10 protein-coding genes are annotated in these 17,568 nt (G+C 34.7%); 7 read left to right on the top strand and 3 right to left on the bottom strand.

The genetic code is table 11. From position 1 onward, the window contains the following. Positions 1–8: 8 nt before the first annotated feature. From K5R64_RS13235 to K5R64_RS13215, 5 genes are all read left to right on the top strand, one after another. Positions 9–515 carry a hypothetical protein gene (locus K5R64_RS13235; RefSeq protein ID WP_220764101.1) on the top strand — a complete coding sequence of 169 codons (507 nt, stop codon included), beginning with the start codon at positions 9–11 and terminating at the stop codon, positions 513–515. A gap of 254 nt (positions 516–769) precedes the next feature. Continuing rightward, positions 770–1,309, top strand: coding sequence for a plasmid pRiA4b ORF-3 family protein (locus K5R64_RS13230; protein WP_220764099.1), 540 nt, complete (start codon positions 770–772; stop codon positions 1,307–1,309). Positions 1,310–1,361: 52 nt separating this feature from the next. Then, complete coding sequence (locus K5R64_RS13225; protein ID WP_220764097.1) at positions 1,362–1,757, top strand: four helix bundle protein; 396 nt, start codon at positions 1,362–1,364, stop codon at positions 1,755–1,757. A gap of 49 nt (positions 1,758–1,806) precedes the next feature. Beyond that, a complete protein-coding gene (locus K5R64_RS13220; RefSeq protein WP_220764095.1) occupies positions 1,807–2,865 on the top strand; it encodes a nucleoid-associated protein in 1,059 nt (352 codons plus the stop codon). Positions 2,866–3,215: 350 nt separating this feature from the next. Further along, positions 3,216–5,582 carry a GAF domain-containing protein gene (locus K5R64_RS13215; RefSeq protein WP_220764093.1) on the top strand — a complete coding sequence of 789 codons (2,367 nt, stop codon included), beginning with the start codon at positions 3,216–3,218 and terminating at the stop codon, positions 5,580–5,582. Here the strand turns inward: K5R64_RS13215 and K5R64_RS13210 are convergent. Then, positions 5,574–6,758 (bottom strand): Pycsar system effector family protein, encoded by a 1,185-nt coding sequence (locus K5R64_RS13210; RefSeq protein ID WP_220764091.1) that lies wholly within the window; start codon positions 6,756–6,758, stop codon positions 5,574–5,576. The two genes, K5R64_RS13215 and K5R64_RS13210, sit on opposite strands and share 9 nt — an antisense overlap. Positions 6,759–6,782: 24 nt before the next feature. Between K5R64_RS13210 and K5R64_RS13205 the strand changes: the two genes are divergently transcribed. Then, positions 6,783–10,478 carry a metallophosphoesterase gene (locus K5R64_RS13205; protein ID WP_220764089.1) on the top strand — a complete coding sequence of 1,232 codons (3,696 nt, stop codon included), beginning with the start codon at positions 6,783–6,785 and terminating at the stop codon, positions 10,476–10,478. Here the strand turns inward: K5R64_RS13205 and K5R64_RS13200 are convergent. Both K5R64_RS13200 and K5R64_RS13195 read right to left on the bottom strand, forming a co-directional pair. Continuing rightward, entirely contained in the window at positions 10,450–11,322 is an 873-nt protein-coding gene (locus tag K5R64_RS13200) for a hypothetical protein (RefSeq protein ID WP_220764087.1), read from the bottom strand. The two genes, K5R64_RS13205 and K5R64_RS13200, sit on opposite strands and share 29 nt — an antisense overlap. A gap of 16 nt (positions 11,323–11,338) precedes the next feature. After that, entirely contained in the window at positions 11,339–12,403 is a 1,065-nt protein-coding gene (locus K5R64_RS13195; RefSeq protein ID WP_220764085.1) for a hypothetical protein, read from the bottom strand. Positions 12,404–12,605: 202 nt separating this feature from the next. On the opposite strand from K5R64_RS13195, the gene K5R64_RS13190 reads away from it, so the two are divergent. Further along, a complete protein-coding gene (locus K5R64_RS13190; protein ID WP_220764084.1) occupies positions 12,606–17,561 on the top strand; it encodes a T9SS type B sorting domain-containing protein in 4,956 nt (1,651 codons plus the stop codon). Positions 17,562–17,568 lie beyond the last annotated feature (7 nt).

Below are 17,568 nucleotides of genomic sequence, written 5' to 3'. Positions count from 1 at the left end.
TGGAATCAATGGAACTATTAAAATTAGCCACAGATTGGGCAAAAGCCGAAGTTTTTTCAACTCGGTTCTTCATTATTTTTGCGACACTATTTTTAATCGCAAGCATCGGGTTTTGGCAATTGGGAAAAACAGATTTAGCTAAGACGTATATCATTCCAACCTTGGTAGCAGGACTCTTACTTATGACAATTGGACTGGGATTGTTTTACACTAACAAATCAAGGATTACCCAATTTGAAACGGCGTTCAGTGCCGATGCAACTGCATTTTATCTTTCCGAAATTGAACGATCAGAGAGCACTTTAAAGGAATACACAATTGTGTTTAAAGTCATTCCTATTCTAATAATAGTTGCTGCCTTACTAATTCTTTTAGTTAACACACCAACCTGGAGAGCCATTAGTATTACAACAATTGCTATGCTGATAATTATTTTACTAGTCGACGGAACTGCACATGCAAGAATTGAATCTTACAATAAAGAATTGCAATTGATGGATATCGAAAATCATTAATTTTTGCAAAATAAAGAAATATTAAAAACTACCAACCTGATTATTTCTGATTTAAACTCAACAGCTTTTAATACAATCAAAATAAATTAGTCAAAAGTCGGAAGTTCCCACTTCGACTAACTCAATAGGCCAAAAACTAAAAATTGGCAATCCATAGTCTATCAGTAGGTTCAAAATCTTATCAACAATTCAACGCTAGGAATCTAAAATCAAAAATTTAATTTTACCTTTGACCTTTCATTAAAATAAAGATTATGGTTTACAAATTCAGAGCTATTCTAGATGCCGAAGAAGATATTTTTAGAGATATTGCAATATTAGAAGACGATACATTAGAGGATTTACACAATGCTATTTTTAATGCCTTTGGGTTTGACGGGATGGAAGTAGCGTCTTTTTATACTTGTGATGAAACTTGGAACCAAGAAGATGAAATTCCGCTTTTTGATACCGGAGATATTCCTGGTGAACAAAAAACCATGAGTGATTACAAATTATCAGACATTTTAGATGAAGAAAATACCAAAATCATTTATGTGTATGATTTCATCAACATGTGGACCTTCTTAGTTGAACTTGCAGCCATCGAAGAACAACAAGTAGGTGCTACCTATCCTGAAACCTTATTTTCACATGGAGAAATGCCTGATGAAGCCATCGAGAAAAATTTTGAAGCAGAGAACGCGGATGATTTTTACGATGATTTTGAAGACGGTCTCGATGACGATGACCTAGACATGTTTGAAGGAGACGGCAATTTTGAAGACTTTGGGTTTGAGGAGAATTGGAATTAAGAAAAATTAGTTCATATGGTTTAAAGTTTAAATGGTTTAATATTGTTTAAGGATGGCTACAGTAAAAAGATTTGAAGATTTAGATATTTGGTTAGAAGCAAGAAGACTTTCTAAAGAAATTATCGCAATAGCACAAAACACTGATTTAAACAGAGACTTTAAATTAAAAGAACAAATTAAAGCTTCCTCAGGTTCTGTAATGGACAACATTGCAGAAGGATTTGAAAGAAATGGAAATATTGAATTTCGTCAATTCCTATCTGTAGCAAAAGGTTCCGCTGGAGAATCTCGTTCCCAATTATACCGCATTTTTGATAATGGATACATCAGCGAAGATCAATTGAACGCATTAGTTTCTCAGTACCAACAACTAAGTATCAAAATTCACAATTTTATTACATATCTAAATAAAAAAGATTTTAAAGGCACAAAATTTATCGATTCCTAATCTGTAACAATTTTAAACTTTTAAACTTTTAAACAACATCAAACCTATAATGATCAACCTATTCAACACACACATCGACACACTTTCTATCCACCGTGTAGGAAACAAAAGCCGAAATGAGGCTATTTTTTTATCAGAGCAACCGTTCAACCTTTCGGACGAAATTGTACCGCTTATCAAAGAGTTTTTCCTAAAACCTTTTAGAGAAAAAGAGGAGAATTACTATCAGTTTGCGCATGAAGTGGATTTGGATTATAATGATATGTATAAATTTGCTTGCGAAATTTTTAACGACCCAAGCACCATTCATGAATGCTCTAAAAAAATCACTAAGCATTTATTTGAACAATCCAATCATCCGCACATCAAAAACGGTGAGGTGTACGTTGCTTATTTGACGAATGTCAATATTGATAATACGCCTGTTGATGCTATTGGAATTTTTAAAAGCGAGTTACAATCTGACTTTTTGCAGTTTGAAGAAAAAGGAACCCAACTGGATATGATTTTGCAACAAGGTATCAACCTCAACAAATTGGATAAAGGTTGCATCATCTTTAACCACAAAAAAGAGGAAGGTTTCAAAATCCTAACCGTAGATAGCAACCGCTACGATGCTCGCTACTGGTTAGAGCATTTCTTATCTGTAGATGCTTTTGAAGATGAGAACTTTATTACCAAAAAGTATTTGAAGTTTTGCCAAGGTTTTGCTAAGGACGTAGTCTTCCCTGCTGAGGATAAAAAAGAGGAGGTAATGTTCATGAACCGCTCTGTAAATTATTTTGCTAAAAACGACCAATTTGAAGAAAGCAATTTCCTAAACGAAGTAATTGACAATCCGGACTTGATTCCTGAGTTTAAAAACTACAAAGTGGACAAAGGAGAGAAATACAGCATTGAAGATGTAACTTCCTTCCCTATAGCGAATGCTGCCGTAAGTGATGCTCGTAAATCAATAAAAAATGTCATCAACCTAGATACAAATATCCAAATCAAAATGGATTTCATCAATCCTGAAAGTGCCGAAAAATTTGTCGAAAAAGGTTGGGACGAAGAAAAACAAATGTATTATTACTTGGTTTACTTCAATAAAGAACAAAAATCATAATCTTAAATTGAGTAGAAGAACATCCTTAACATCCTTAGTTGGTAAGGATGTTTTTTTTGCTAGTAACCAAAAACCTACTTACAACACAAAAATAAGTTGTTGGTCGAGTTTATAAAAGTTACATGTTTAAATAGGTTACATTTGTAGTCCCATTTCTACGATACTTGGTTACGTTTTTAATCCATATTGAAACAAGAGCACCCTATCGTATAAATTACTTGTTCAAAAACAAAAATACCATCCTAAAAACCTATCTCCTCTTACCTCATGTAATTGGAGATTTTTTTTTACTTTTATACCACCTCTAATCCTCATCAGAATTGTACTTTTTTGATTAAGAAAAATAACAAATGAATCATCCTGTTTTTACTGAAAGTCCGTTCAAGACCCAAATATCATTTCATAAACTAATCGCATCTTTAGAAGAAATTGCCTTAACTGATGTTGATTATCGCTCTAATTATGCCAAAGCGTTACTGAAAGAAATCGAAAAAGTCCCAGAACTAAGAACCGGAATCGAAAGTTACAAAACCATTGAAGACAACCAGCAATTAATAAAAAATCTATTAGCCGACTTATTCCCAACTGCTCTCACTAAAAACGAGATTAAAGCGATAACCGTTCCGTTTCAAAACTTAACCTTTAATTATACCGAACGTTTTACATCGATTTTAGCTAATGCAGGAACTACCTTTGACATTACCATTCGTGATTATAGTGAAGACCAACTCTACATTATGAGTTGCATTCTTATTCTCAATAATTATTATGGTCAAAAACTGGATTACAACAAGCCTTTATTTTATGACATTCCAGATGCAAATGGCATTTTGAAGCACTATCGCATCTTATACAATGCTGATTTCATGGAAATACTACCCACAGAAAGCAGTATTGATTTGAATCAAGAAACGATTGATTTATTAACGGACAATTATGATGATATTGGTTTATGGAAAAAATATTTTCCAGCTAATAGCTGGATTCTAAAAGGATTCGGAATTGTATCGCTATTTGATGCCTCAGTAGAAAGTGCTATCTCGCATTTAAAAACCAGTTTATTAAAATCAGATACACAAAAAAACAAGAATGATAATGAGATTCAAACCATCTTTAGAACCATTTTCAAAATACCAGACTTGAAGTTGGGTTTTGTACTTTTCAATGAAGAAGAGAATAAATTCACCGTACCTCCATTTAGTAACAATTCTGAAAAAAACAGTTTTATTCTTTTGGAAAAAGAAGAAGAAGAATTATGTAAAAATGCTTTGTTTGGTTGTACACTCCAATCTTTAATCGAAGAAAAGAAACCTTTCATCATTTCAGATGTAACTCGTTTTTCAACTAATAATCCCAAATTTGCAGCGCATTTATCCAGACAAAACATTAAAAGTTGTATTCTAGCCCCTGTAATTAAAAATGATAAATTGTTAGGTGTAATAGAATTATTCTCATCCCAACCTAAATCACTCAACAGCATCAATGTAAATAATCTCGACCTACTTCTCCCCTATCTTGTGGACACTTTAGACCGTTATAATATTGACATCCAAAATCAAATTGAGGCAATTATTCAAAGAGAATACACAGCAATCCACCCGAGTGTTTATTGGAAATTTAGACAAGAAGCGCTTAAATTTTTCAAAAGCCAGACCCCAAATAAAGACTATATTTTTAAATCAATCACATTCAAGGAGGTGTATCCACTTTATGGACAAATTGATATAAAAAGTTCATCGAATCATCGAAATGAAACAGTCAAAGAGGATCTAAAAAACCAAATAAGTCAATTAATCACCATTTTGGACCATTTGACACAAAATAAAAAATTAGGTTTATTGGAACAAAGAAAATATGAATTACACTCTTTTTCAAATGATTTAATAACGGAACTCAAAGCCGATACTGAACAACAAATCCAACAATATATCCAAAGGGAAATCCATCCTATTTTGATAAATGCCAAAGATAGTTTTTCATTACCTGAGATTATTGATGATTATTTTAGTCTTCTTGATGAAAAAACGGGATTGTTTTATCACGCTCGTAAAAAATTTGACGAGGCTATGGCTATTATTAATAAAAAAATGGCTTCGGTCTTAGACAAGGAACAACTTGAAGCCCAACATAATTATCCTCATTATTTTGAACGTTTTAAAACTGATGGTGTAGAACACAATTTATATATAGGACAAAGCATCACGCCTAACATTCCGTTTGAAACACTGTACCTCAACAACTTGCGCTTGTGGCAATTGCAAACCTTATGCAAAATGGAATTGGAACACCACCGCCTAAAACCAATATTGCCTTACGAACTAGATGTTACCTCATTGATTCTTGTCTTTAGTTCCCCGCTATCAATTCGTTTTAGAATGGATGAAAAACGTTTTGATGTTGATGGAACTTACAATGCTCGATATGAAGTGGTAAAGAAAAGAATTGACAAAGCGCACATAAAAGGAACTATGGAGCGTATTACCCAAAAAGAAAAGATTACTATCGTGTATTCTCATCAAAGTGAAGAAACAGAATACCTCAAATACATTGCGTTTTTACAGTTTAAAAAAATTATTGAACCGGAAATTGAGCAATTTGACATTGAGGAATTACAAGGCGTTTCAGGACTAAAAGCATTAAGAATAAAAGTAATTAATACTGAAGTAACCCAACCGCATTATTATACTTACCAAGAATTGCTGGATGAATTAAACTAATACCGAATTAAAAGCAAGCACAAAAGCAATTACTGAAACAATAATTCCAATCATAAAAATATTATAAGTAATACGCAGCAGTTTGTATTTTTTTTCAAGGACTAGCCCTAAATAATACAAATCTTTAATCATAGCATTGTATAAATAATCTCTGTCTTTCATCATCTCGTTAACTGCCCATTGGTATTCTTCGAGTGGCATTTTATAAAAATTTCCAAAAAAGAGCAAATTAACTTTTTGCTCTTCAATATCTTCACGAGTGAATGTACCCGTAGTTACCTTAGGACGAGTCGATAAAATGGCAAAGATGATTGAAATTACACTAAATAAAATCAATATAAAGGTAGGTAAGACCAAATGAGCATTCCCTGGACTGTCCAGTTTTGGGATGATTGAAGATAATGCTACTGAAATAATAATAGCATTAACTGACAATAAAATATTAGCTTTACTATCAGCAATACCACTTAATCGGGTGTGATTGCTCAAGGTTATCCGAAACAAAGTATCAATCCCTCGGTCAGGTTTCTCCTTCTTAGGCTTTCTTTTTTTTTCTTTTTTAAGGCTATCATGAACCAATGGAGTGCCTTTTTCAATCATATCTTTAATTAATTTAATATTTTGTTCTTTGACAGGTTGCCAATTTTGAAGCGCATACTCTGTATGATACTGATGCCATTGTTCCATTATATAGACATTCTCTTTGGCCCAAGAAATATCATCATAAAATTTATGCATCGTCAATTCCCACTCTTTTCGTAACAATTCACAAACTTTAAAATAATTTGGACTTCCAAAATGAGAATAATCAGCATCTCTAATTATTTTTTCCAAATGATTTTGAGGCACATAATTATAAGCAGTTGCTTGGATAAGGGTTGCTACCTTAGCAATCAACTCTTGTGGTTGTTGTTGTTCCTCTAAAAAACTGGTAGCTAGCTCAATACTTGACAATTCATGGTTTTGACAACCTTTACTATACCCTGTATCATGGAACCAAGCCGCAACCAAAAGCGCTTCTTTTTCAAAAGAATCTAAATTTTCGGTTGCAACAATCGTCTGAGCTGCTTTTACGACCTCTTTTGTATGTTCTAAATTATGATAGGTAAATGATTTAGAAAGAGTATCTTTGAGTAGCGCTGAGACAAAGGTTTCTGCTGATTGGAGAAGGTTCATACAAAAAAATTATAGTACTAAAATATGAAATTGTTTTCGGATATACGATTGATTTTTGCTTTTATATCAATATCTCTACTGATGGCTTGTGCCACCCATAAAGAACAACTAGGTAGCCAAGCTAAAAACTGGACTTTATTAAACGAAAAAGATAGCGTTAAAATTGCACATACTTTTTATTTAATTGGTGATGCCGGAAATACGGATGACAATCAAATGAACTCCACACTAGCTGCATTAGAAAAAAAAATCAAAATAGCTGATCATAACGGAACCTTGCTTTTCTTAGGAGACAATGTTTACCCAAAAGGAATTCCTGTTTCAAGTTCTGACCCGAATTATCAATCTGCTGTAAAGAAACTTCATCCTCAATTACAACTAGCCCGTCATTTTAAAGGGCAAACTATTTTCATTCCCGGAAACCACGATTGGTACAATGGCATCAAAGGGTTAAAAAAACAAGAAGACCTTATTCAAGATGCTCTAGACAATAAAAAAGCTTTCTCTCCTAGAAAAGGCTGTGCCATAGATGCTATTAAAATTAATGCTCAGGTACTTTTAATCACCATCGATAGCCAGTGGTTTTTGGAAGACTGGAATAAATCTCCTACCATTAATGAAGAGTGTTCTATCAAGACTCGTGAGGCTTTTTTTGAAGAATTAGAAAACCTTTTGAATAAAAACAAAGACAAAACCACTGTAATTGCAATGCATCATCCATTGATGACTAATGGCAGTCATGGAGGGCAATTTTCATGGAAAAAACAATGGTTTCCTTTTGAACAAAAAATCCCATTACCTCTAATTGGCTCATTTCTTAATTTATTACGCAAAACATCCGGAATAAGTCCGCAAGACCTTCAGAACAAACAATATGCTCAAATGGTCAATCGAATCAAAACCTTAATTCAAGGTTTAGATAATGTAATTGTAGTGTCTGGTCACGACCACAATTTACAATACATCGAGCACCATAACATCAAACAAATCATTAGTGGTTCTGGCTCTAAAGAAGAAGCCGCCAAAGCGGTTTTTCCAAACGATTTTTCATACGGGAAAAAAGGGTATGCTATCCTAAATGTATATCAAAATGGCCAATCTGTGGTTTCTTTTTACAACGAAAATCAATTGCTTTTTCAACAGAACATCCTACAAGCCAAACCTACCTTATTTCCAGAACAACCTACTGTTACAACTAAAAACACCTCTGCAACTATTTATACGGAAGAGCGTACCAAAAAATCTGCTTTTTACAATTTCCTTTTTGGGAAACATTATAGACACTACTACAGTCTTCCTGTTACAGTACCTACGATAAACCTTGAACACCTTTATGGAGGACTTACTCCCAAAAGAGCTGGTGGTGGACATCAATCTAAATCTTTACGTCTTGAAGACAATAATGACAAAGAATACACTATGCGAGCCTTAAAAAAAAGCGCCTCCCGTTTTTTACAATCTGTTGCTTTTAAAGAACAATATGTCGAAAATGCTTTTGAAAACACCTATACCGAAGATTTTTTACTAGATTTCTATACGAGTTCACACCCTTTCACTCCTTTGATTATAGCGCATCTGGCAGAACCAATTGGCGTAAGTCATTCGAATCCAAAATTATTTTATGTTCCCAAACAAAAGGGATTAAAAGAATTCAATTCGGATTTTGGAGATGAGTTATACTTTATTGAAGAACAAGCTTCTTCTAGCCAAAAAGACCTAATCAGTTTTCAAAAACCCAATGACATCCTTAGCACCGAAGAGGTCTTAGAAAAAATTCATCAAGACGAAAAATACAGTATTGACGAAAACGCTTATATCAGAGCCCGTTTATTTGACATGCTTGTAGGCGACTGGGACAGACACCATGACCAATGGAAATGGGGAGAACATCTGGTGGAGGAAAAAATTATTTACAAACCCATTCCTCGCGATAGAGACCAAGCTTTTTCCAAATACGATGGCGTTTTATTGTCCTTATTAATGAACATTCCCGATTTGCGACACATGCAAAGTTTTGAAAATAAAATAAAAAATGTAAAATGGTTTAATAGAGAGCCTTACCCGCTGGATTTAGCTGTATTAAAAACAGCTACGACTCAAGAATGGGTTGCTCAAGCAAAATTTATCCAAGAAAACCTATCCGAGGCTACAATTAAAAATGCTTTCAACCATTTGCCTAAAGAAGTTCAGGATGAAACAATGGTTTCTATCATTGAAAAACTCAAAATTCGCAAAGAACAACTTACACACTATGCCGAGCAATATGCCAAAACACTAGATAAAAAAACAATCATAGTAGGAACTCATAAAAGAGATTTATTTACCATTGAGAAACATTCGAGCAATGAGATAACCGTAACCGTAAGTCGCATCAAGAAAAGCGGAACCGAATGGTCTTATACCAAAGTTTTAGACAGCCAAAAAACCAAGCATTTATGGATTTATGGCTTAAACGATGATGATGTTTTTGAGGTAAAAGGAAATACCCGCTCTAAGATTAAAGTCATTTTGATAGGCGGACAAAACCATGATACTTATACTGTGGAAAATGGCCATAACATCAGTATTATTGATTTCGAATCACAAAAAAATACTTTTGAGTTGGACGCAAAAGCAGCCAAAAAAACAACAGATGACTATACTTTAAATCAATATAAATACACACTGCCTAAATACAATGCTTTCTCAGGATTACCCACAATGGGTTTTAATCCTGATGATGGCTTAAAACTTGGAATACAAGCAAATTACACCGTTAACAATTTCAAACAAAATCCTTATACAAATAAACATACTTTAAAAGCCAATTATTTTTTTGCCACCAGTGGTTACGAACTTTTATACATCTTTAAAGCACCAAAAGTGTCAACTAAATGGGATTTTAATCTGGAAACCCGTTTTACGAGTCCTAATTTTGCTATAAACTTTTTTGGATACGGAAATCAAAGTTTTAATCCTGATGAAGTGTTAGGAATGAATTACAACCGAGTAAAAATTAGTATTATCCAAATTGCACCTCAATTTGAAAAAGCAGGAAGATTTGGAAGTCGATTTACAATTCAACCTAAGTTTGAAAACATTGAAGTCGAAGAAACAGCTGGACGTTTCATTAATACACCAATTATTAACCCAAAAGTTTTCGAAAATCAACAATTTGCGAGTCTTTCTATTGGGTATCATTTTGAAAATTACGACAATGCTTCGTTACCCACCATGGGTATGGGGTTTTCCATTATGGGAAATTGGACAGCGAATCTTAACGATGACAAAAAGAACTTTCCAGCATTCGAATCTAAACTTAATTTCACTCATAAAATTGACGCTCAAGGCAAATGGGTACTGGCCACCTTAATAAAGGCCAAAGCCATTTTAAATAACAATTACGAATTTTATCAAGGAGCTGTAATTGGGGGTGACAACAGCATACGAGGACTTAGGAACGAACGCTTTTTAGGCAAAAATTCTTTTTTTCAAAGTAGTGATTTACGAATTAGTCTGGGCAAAATAAGAGAAAGTTTTGTTCCCATGACTTATGGTTTTTTAGGCGGATACGATTATGGCCGAATTTGGCTTGATGGAGAAAACAGTACCCGATGGCATCAAGCTGTAGGAGGCGGTTTGTGGCTAAATGGCATCAATACCATTACTGCAAGATTAACCTATTTTAAAAGCCGAAATGAAGAAGCCCGTATTAGTTTTGGTTTGGGATTTGGATTTTAAAAACATAGAGTTTACCACCTGAACTTTTAACTTTTTCATCAGCAATATAAAGTGTCTCATTGTCTTTGAAGCAAATGGCTTCTTTTTGTGAAAAATGCTTTAAATCAATTTCCGTCCTTTTTCCTGTCAGGAAATTATCTCCTCTAAAATTTTGGAAAAGAATGATTTTGGAATGAGTTAAAATAGCGATTTTAGTTTGATCAGGACTTAGGGCGACACTAGTTATTGCGTAGTGATCATAGTCGGAACCCGTCGTAAATTCACCTACTTTTTTGGCTTGATGATTTCCTGATACGTTAGGCACTTTGTAAATATAGGCTGTGCCATCAAAATTTGTAGAGCGGTTTTTAGTAAACAAGTAAAAGTGATTTTGGAACACAACAAATCCCTCTACATCAAAGTATCGATTCTTCTTTTTTGGCGGAAAATCTTTTTGTTCGGGATATGAAAAGTGAATAGCAGCAGGGGTGACTTGGGTGTTCAAAAGTTCCTTTTTGTCTAACTTATAAATAACCAAATCCCTGCGAATGTTATCATTATTCCCAAAATCCCCTACATATAGATTCCCTTGAACATCCTGAGTGAGGTCTTCCCAGTCCTTATTTTTAATTCCCTTCAATTCCATCGACCGTTGAATAGTACCATTGGGCGCTAGTAAATAAATTTTATTTTTATTCCCGCTATCTTCCACACATCCAATCAAATCAGGAGCATCATTCAGCACAACAATTCCTGATACTTCTTTTAGTTTATTAGGAAAAGAAAATAATTCTTGTAAATCCGTTTCACTCTTTTGACAAGCCAAAGCCAAAAAAATGACGATAAATCTTAGATACTTTATCATTTTGTACTGGTGTAAATCAAAAATCGGTTTTAAAGACATTGGCATTCTTATAATTTCTGGTCACAAATGCAAAGGCTGCTTCGAGTACTTTTCCCATTGAAGTTGCGTTTTTAAAATTCAAATCATTCGTATAGCGGTATAATTCAAGTTTTAACTTTGTGATATGATCGTCAGGTGCTATCACGTCATTAGCCATTATTTGTAACAATCTATTGATTCTTTTACTTGCTGAATGCAATCGTTTAGCTAATGCAGCTCGCTCTTCATTTTTATATTGTTCAATAGAGGAATCTTGTAATTTGCTTTTGACCAATTGCACCATAGGATTATTTTCCTTAAAAAACTGCGCCCGGTAAATTCTAAAATTTCCCTCATAACATTGTTGGTCAAAATCGATAGGCCTAATTTTATACACTACTTGGTCAAAATCGTGAATGGGCAATACCACATAGTTATAGGCTCTCATATCGCCCAAAAGTCGAATCATACAGCGCTCGTTGAATTTCACAAATTCTTTGGCAATTTGAGATTTTTCAGTTTCGGTACAACTTTTCAAAAGCGTTTCCATAAAAACATCGCCTGGTATCCCGATAATATGTTCTTCAATCAAAGTATCATGATAGACTAAAAAATTGATTTTATCAGGCGAGAGTATATCTTCTAATTCCAGTCCATAGATTCGGGAGGCATCTGCTTTTTTAATATAAAAATGAACATAGTTGTCATTGAGAATGTTTCTAACTTTTATACGGAAAGGTTTGGAATTCCCAAACGTACAGTAGTCAATCGCATCAATATTCAAAAACTTGATAATCTCGACATTTCCATCAGAATGTAATAGCGTATAGATTTTTTTTAAATTTAAATCAATCTCTTTTCTTTCATATTCTGGATAATATACGCGAACCCACAAGGTATCTTGATCATTTTTATCATACACATTTATAGACCCAGAAAATCGCAGTAAATCATCATAACAGACAGAAACGCTGGATATACGATCAAAACGTTCCAGATAACCTAACAAAGCGTTATTAATGGGGTAAGTTGGTTTTTTATATAAAACAGAAGAATCACTCATACATATTAGTTATAAGACACAAATTTACGTTAATTAAAATCCTTTTCCTTGTATCAGTTATAGAAATCAAAAAAACCTATTTTTAGGCTTTAACAAAAAAAAGACTATTTATACTTGTTCTCTTTTACATCCATAACTAATTACACAATAAATTACATTTTTTTTTATGATATAGAAATAAAAATATCATTATTTTTATCAAATGAAAAAACAATTCCTAGTATTACTGTTACTATTATCAATACACGCTTTTGCACAATTTAGCAAAACACACTACATCCCACCTATAACCTGTAATAATAACCTTGCTTTTGACCATTATTTTTATATTTCAACTCCTAGCACTACTAATGTAAATATCAAAATTATCGAAATTGGTGGAAATACTATAACAGGAGTTGTCTCCAATACTAATCCTTATGTTCATTCTATTGGCACAGGAAGCGCTACTCGATTAATGACTCCAAAAAATACGATCGAAAAACTAAGCAACAAAGGGTATATCATTGAAGCAGATGAACAAATATACGTGAGCATGAGAATCAATTCGGCTCTCAATAACAACAGTACTTCGTACAATCACGCTGGAGGAATTGTTTCTAAAGGAAATAGTGCATTGGGAACAACTTTTAGATTAGGAGCGATGCTCAATCCCGTAAATACAGACTCTTCCCTATTAAACTTTGCCTCAGTTTTAGCTACCGAAAATAACACAAAACTTACTATTTCCAACATTCCAACAGGAACAGCTCTTACGAATGGCACAATAATCAATGGCCCTATTGTAGTTAATTTGAATAAAAATGAAAGTTATGTACTAGCGATTGAAAACAGCAATACCACTACAAGTAATAGTTCTAAAATGATTGGTGCATTAATCGAAACAGATAAACCTGTGGCAGTAAACTCGGGCTCATTTGCTGGTAGTAATTCTGTATTAAACGGAAGAGATGTCGGTTTTGACCAAATTGTTTCCTTTGAAAAAACAGGTAAAGAATACATTTTTGTCAAAGGGCTTGGAACCGATGATTTAGAACGTGTGCAACTAGTAGCACATGTAAACAACACAGCGGTTTACATCAACGGAAGCACCACCCCTTATATCACACTGAATGCTGGCCAATACACTAACTTTGATGGTTCCAATTTTATAAATGGCAATTTATACGTAACGACTAGCGAACCCGTATTTGCTTATCAAAGTATAGGAGGCACAAACAGTTCTGCAAATCAAAACCTATTTTTTGTACCACCGTTAAACTGCACCACACCTAGAACAGTTGATAATATTCCTATGGTAGAAGCCATTGGGAACACCAGTTATACGGGTATTTTAAATATTGTAACCGAAACAGGAGCAACAGTATCTGTTAACAATACTGTCATCAGTACTAATCCCGTGGCCATAACAGGTAATCCTGGCTTTATAAGACATACTCTTAGCGGTCTTACAGGTAATCTCGCCATAAAATCAACGAAACAAGTATATGTTTCTTATTTTGGAACCAATAATGCCGCAACCTATGGCGGATATTATTCAGGATTTGACACCAAACCCGAAATCAATTTTAATAAAATTACCACCTCCAGCAATTCCTGTATTCCTAATGTGGCATTAAAAGTCAATACCATTTCATCTTATGATTCATTTCAGTGGTTTTTTAACGACACTCCTATACCTGGTGCTGTAAACAATACCTACACCCCTACTATCCCAGGTTATTACAATGTAAAAGGAAGTATATCGGGCTGCCCAAGTACCGCTCCCCTACTTTCTGACAAAATCCCAGTAAGTGAATGCCCTACTGATAGTGATGGGGACACTATTAACGACAATATAGACTTAGACAATGACAACGATGGACTTACCAATTGTATGGAATCTTATGGTAATTACAACATCAATATCGCCAACACCAGCGGAACAGTTACAACAGGAACATATACTAATCCCTACTCAACCACTACAACAACGTCAACAAATGCAAATACCACTCCTATAACAGGAAGTTCAGACGGAAGCTTCATTACCGATATTCCAGCTGGACTAGACAGCTATGTCACTCAAAAAATAACGTTTACCCAACCCATATCCATCGTTATGGAATACGTGACTTTTGGAAATAACGGCGACTATCTTAATGCGAATGCAGAGTACATTGTCAACTCAGATGTCAACAAAACAATTACAGTTACTAACCCAACCAATCAATTGCTAATAGACACCAATTATGATGGAATCTATGAAAGTGGCGTTACCGAATACTCATCATTCGAAATCCGATTTAGACTAAACAGCACGGTTCCATTAACTCCTGGAAGTGGTGATTTTAGATTTTCATCGAATTTGACCAATACCTTTTCCATCACTCACAAAAATCTATCCGAAACCAACAGCAACAAATCCACATTTAAGCTTTTTGCCAGTTGTGTAGCTACAGACACGGATGGTGACGGAATCCCTGATCAAATGGACGATGACAGCGACAATGACGGTATCGATGATCGTATTGAAGCCCAAGGCAACACACCTGTTCCCCTTACCAATACCGACTCCAATAAAGACGGTATCGATAATGCCTTTGGAACTGGATTAACACCTATTGACACTGATAATGATGGGATTCCAGATTATATTGACTGGGACAGTGACAATGATGGTATAAACGATATTGACGAATCGGGCACTAACGCCAGTACCCCTGATAGTGATAATGATGGAATCAAAAACTATCGCGAACTCGATAGCGATAACGACTCGTGTCTTGATGTTATTGAAGCTGGATATCAAGACCCAAACAATGATGGAATATTAGGAAATACTCCCATCACCATAAACACTAAAGGACAAGTGACCAGTGCTACTGGATATTTAATCCCTAATACAAATTATTTAATTTCTGCTCCTATAATTATTACCAACCAACCGCTAGCTCAACCTACTTGTGATCTTCAACCAACTCAAATAGGAATTACAGCTAACGGCGATAATTATCAATGGCAACTATCAATCAACGGAACTACTTGGACTTCCATTACAGACAACAGCCTTTACAGTGGAGCAACTACTAATAGTCTGTCAATTTCTTCTGTATCAACAAGCATGAACGGGTACAAATACCGTGTTTTTATAAACAAAACAGGAAACAGTTGTGGCTTACTTTCTGCTGAAACCACTCTAATTAGCTACACCCTACCTACCACAAATGACATTACCCTTGTTCAATGTGATGACAATTTAGATGGAATTACAGCATTTAATCTTACAGTAAAAAATGATGCTATTTCTACTAATGCAGCCAATGAAACGTTTAGCTATTACACCACATTATCTGGCGCCAATACTGCTAACCCCGCTGATTTAATTCAGAACCCATTGAGTTTTACTAACACCATCCCAAGTACCATGTCCATTTGGGCAAGAGTTACTAATGCAAACAATTGTTTCTCGGTAGCAAAAATTACACTTAAAGTAATTGCAACACAAATCCCTCTTACGTTTAGTAAATCATACTTTGTTTGCGATGATTTATTAGACACTAATGGAAATAACAACACTAATAACAACAATCGAGACGGTATTGCTACATTTGATTTTAGCAATGCCGAAGCCGACATTAAATCCCTTTTACCAGCAGGCAATTATACCATCCGTTTTTACAAAAACCAAAACGATGCATTAGCCGAAATTAACCCAATAACCAATCCGACTAATTATAGAAATATTGGATATCCCGATACCCAAGAAATTTGGACCCGTGTAGATAGCGAGACTGACAATGCTTGTTATGGCCTAGGACCTTATGTTACTTTGACTGTAGAAAAACTCCCTGTTGCTAATACGGTCATTATTCCTAGACAATGTGACGACAACCAAGACGGCATATTTACATTTAACACCTCTTCTTTAGAGACCACTTTATTGAATGGACAAACCAACAAAACTGTCACCTATTATGATAGTACAAACAACCCGTTAAAAGATGCCAACGGAAACCTAATTAACAGCCCGTTCCCTTCTTCGTTCACAACCACCTCACAAATAATCAAAGCCGTTGTGACCAATAATACTGCTCAACAATGTTTCGAAGCAACATCAATAGCATTTATTGTGGATAAGTTACCGCAAGCTTTTGCAATCCCTAGTTCGCTAACGACGGTTTGTGATGACGAAACCGACCCTTTGGTTCAAGATGGAAAATTTGCGTTCAACACTTCTACTTTCGAATCAACATTATTAGGAACACAAACGGGCATGAAAGTCAGTTATTTTGACCAAAATAACAATGCATTACCTAGCCCATTACCAAATCCTTTTATCACTAACACGCAAACAATAACAGCAAAAATTGAAAATCCCTTAAACACTAGTTGTCCTGCCACTATGACAATCCCTTTTATTGTTCACCCGCTTCCTAAAATCAACATTAATATTGACGGAAACGAAGATGAATTAATCTGTTCTAATTTACCTACTTTTTTTGTACAATTAAATGCGGGCATCAATGACGGTTCACCTACCTCCAATTATTCCTATCAATGGTACAAAGACAATGTAATTTTACCTAATCAGTCTCCTACCTTAGATGTAAATGCCGAAGGAATTTATCAAGTGGAAGTCACCTCTAAAACAACTGGATGTAGTAGAACACGAAGCATTATGGTAACACCTTCAGATATTGCCACAATAAGCTCTATTGAAATTAAAGACTTAACAGACAACAATACAGTTACCGTTAATGCAGTAGGTTTGGGTGATTACGAATACAGTATTGATGACCCCACTAATTCGTTTCAGACATCTAATTTTTTCAATAATGTCCCCTCTGGAATTCATACCGTTTATATAAAAGACATCAATGGATGTGGTACCGTTAGCCAAGTTATTTCTGTTATTGGAGTGCCTAAATTTTTTACCCCTAACGGAGATGGCTACAACGACTACTGGAATGTTATGGGAGTTGACGTCAATTTTAATGCTAAAACAACCGTGTACATTTTTGACCGTTACGGAAAATTGTTAAAACAACTCAATCCCTTAGGACAAGGATGGGACGGCATCTATAACAACACCCAACTTCCTACAGATGATTATTGGTACACTATTAAACTCGAAGATGGCAGAGAAGTAAAAGGGCACTTCACTCTAAAAAGATAAACATATT

Origin of the sequence: Flavobacterium sp. UMI-01, assembly GCF_019656315.1 — a bacterium.
In the GTDB taxonomy this organism is placed as follows: Bacteria; Bacteroidota; Bacteroidia; order Flavobacteriales; family Flavobacteriaceae; genus Flavobacterium.
Note: the sequence above shows the minus strand (reverse complement) of the source record. Positions and strands in the feature narration are given on the sequence as shown.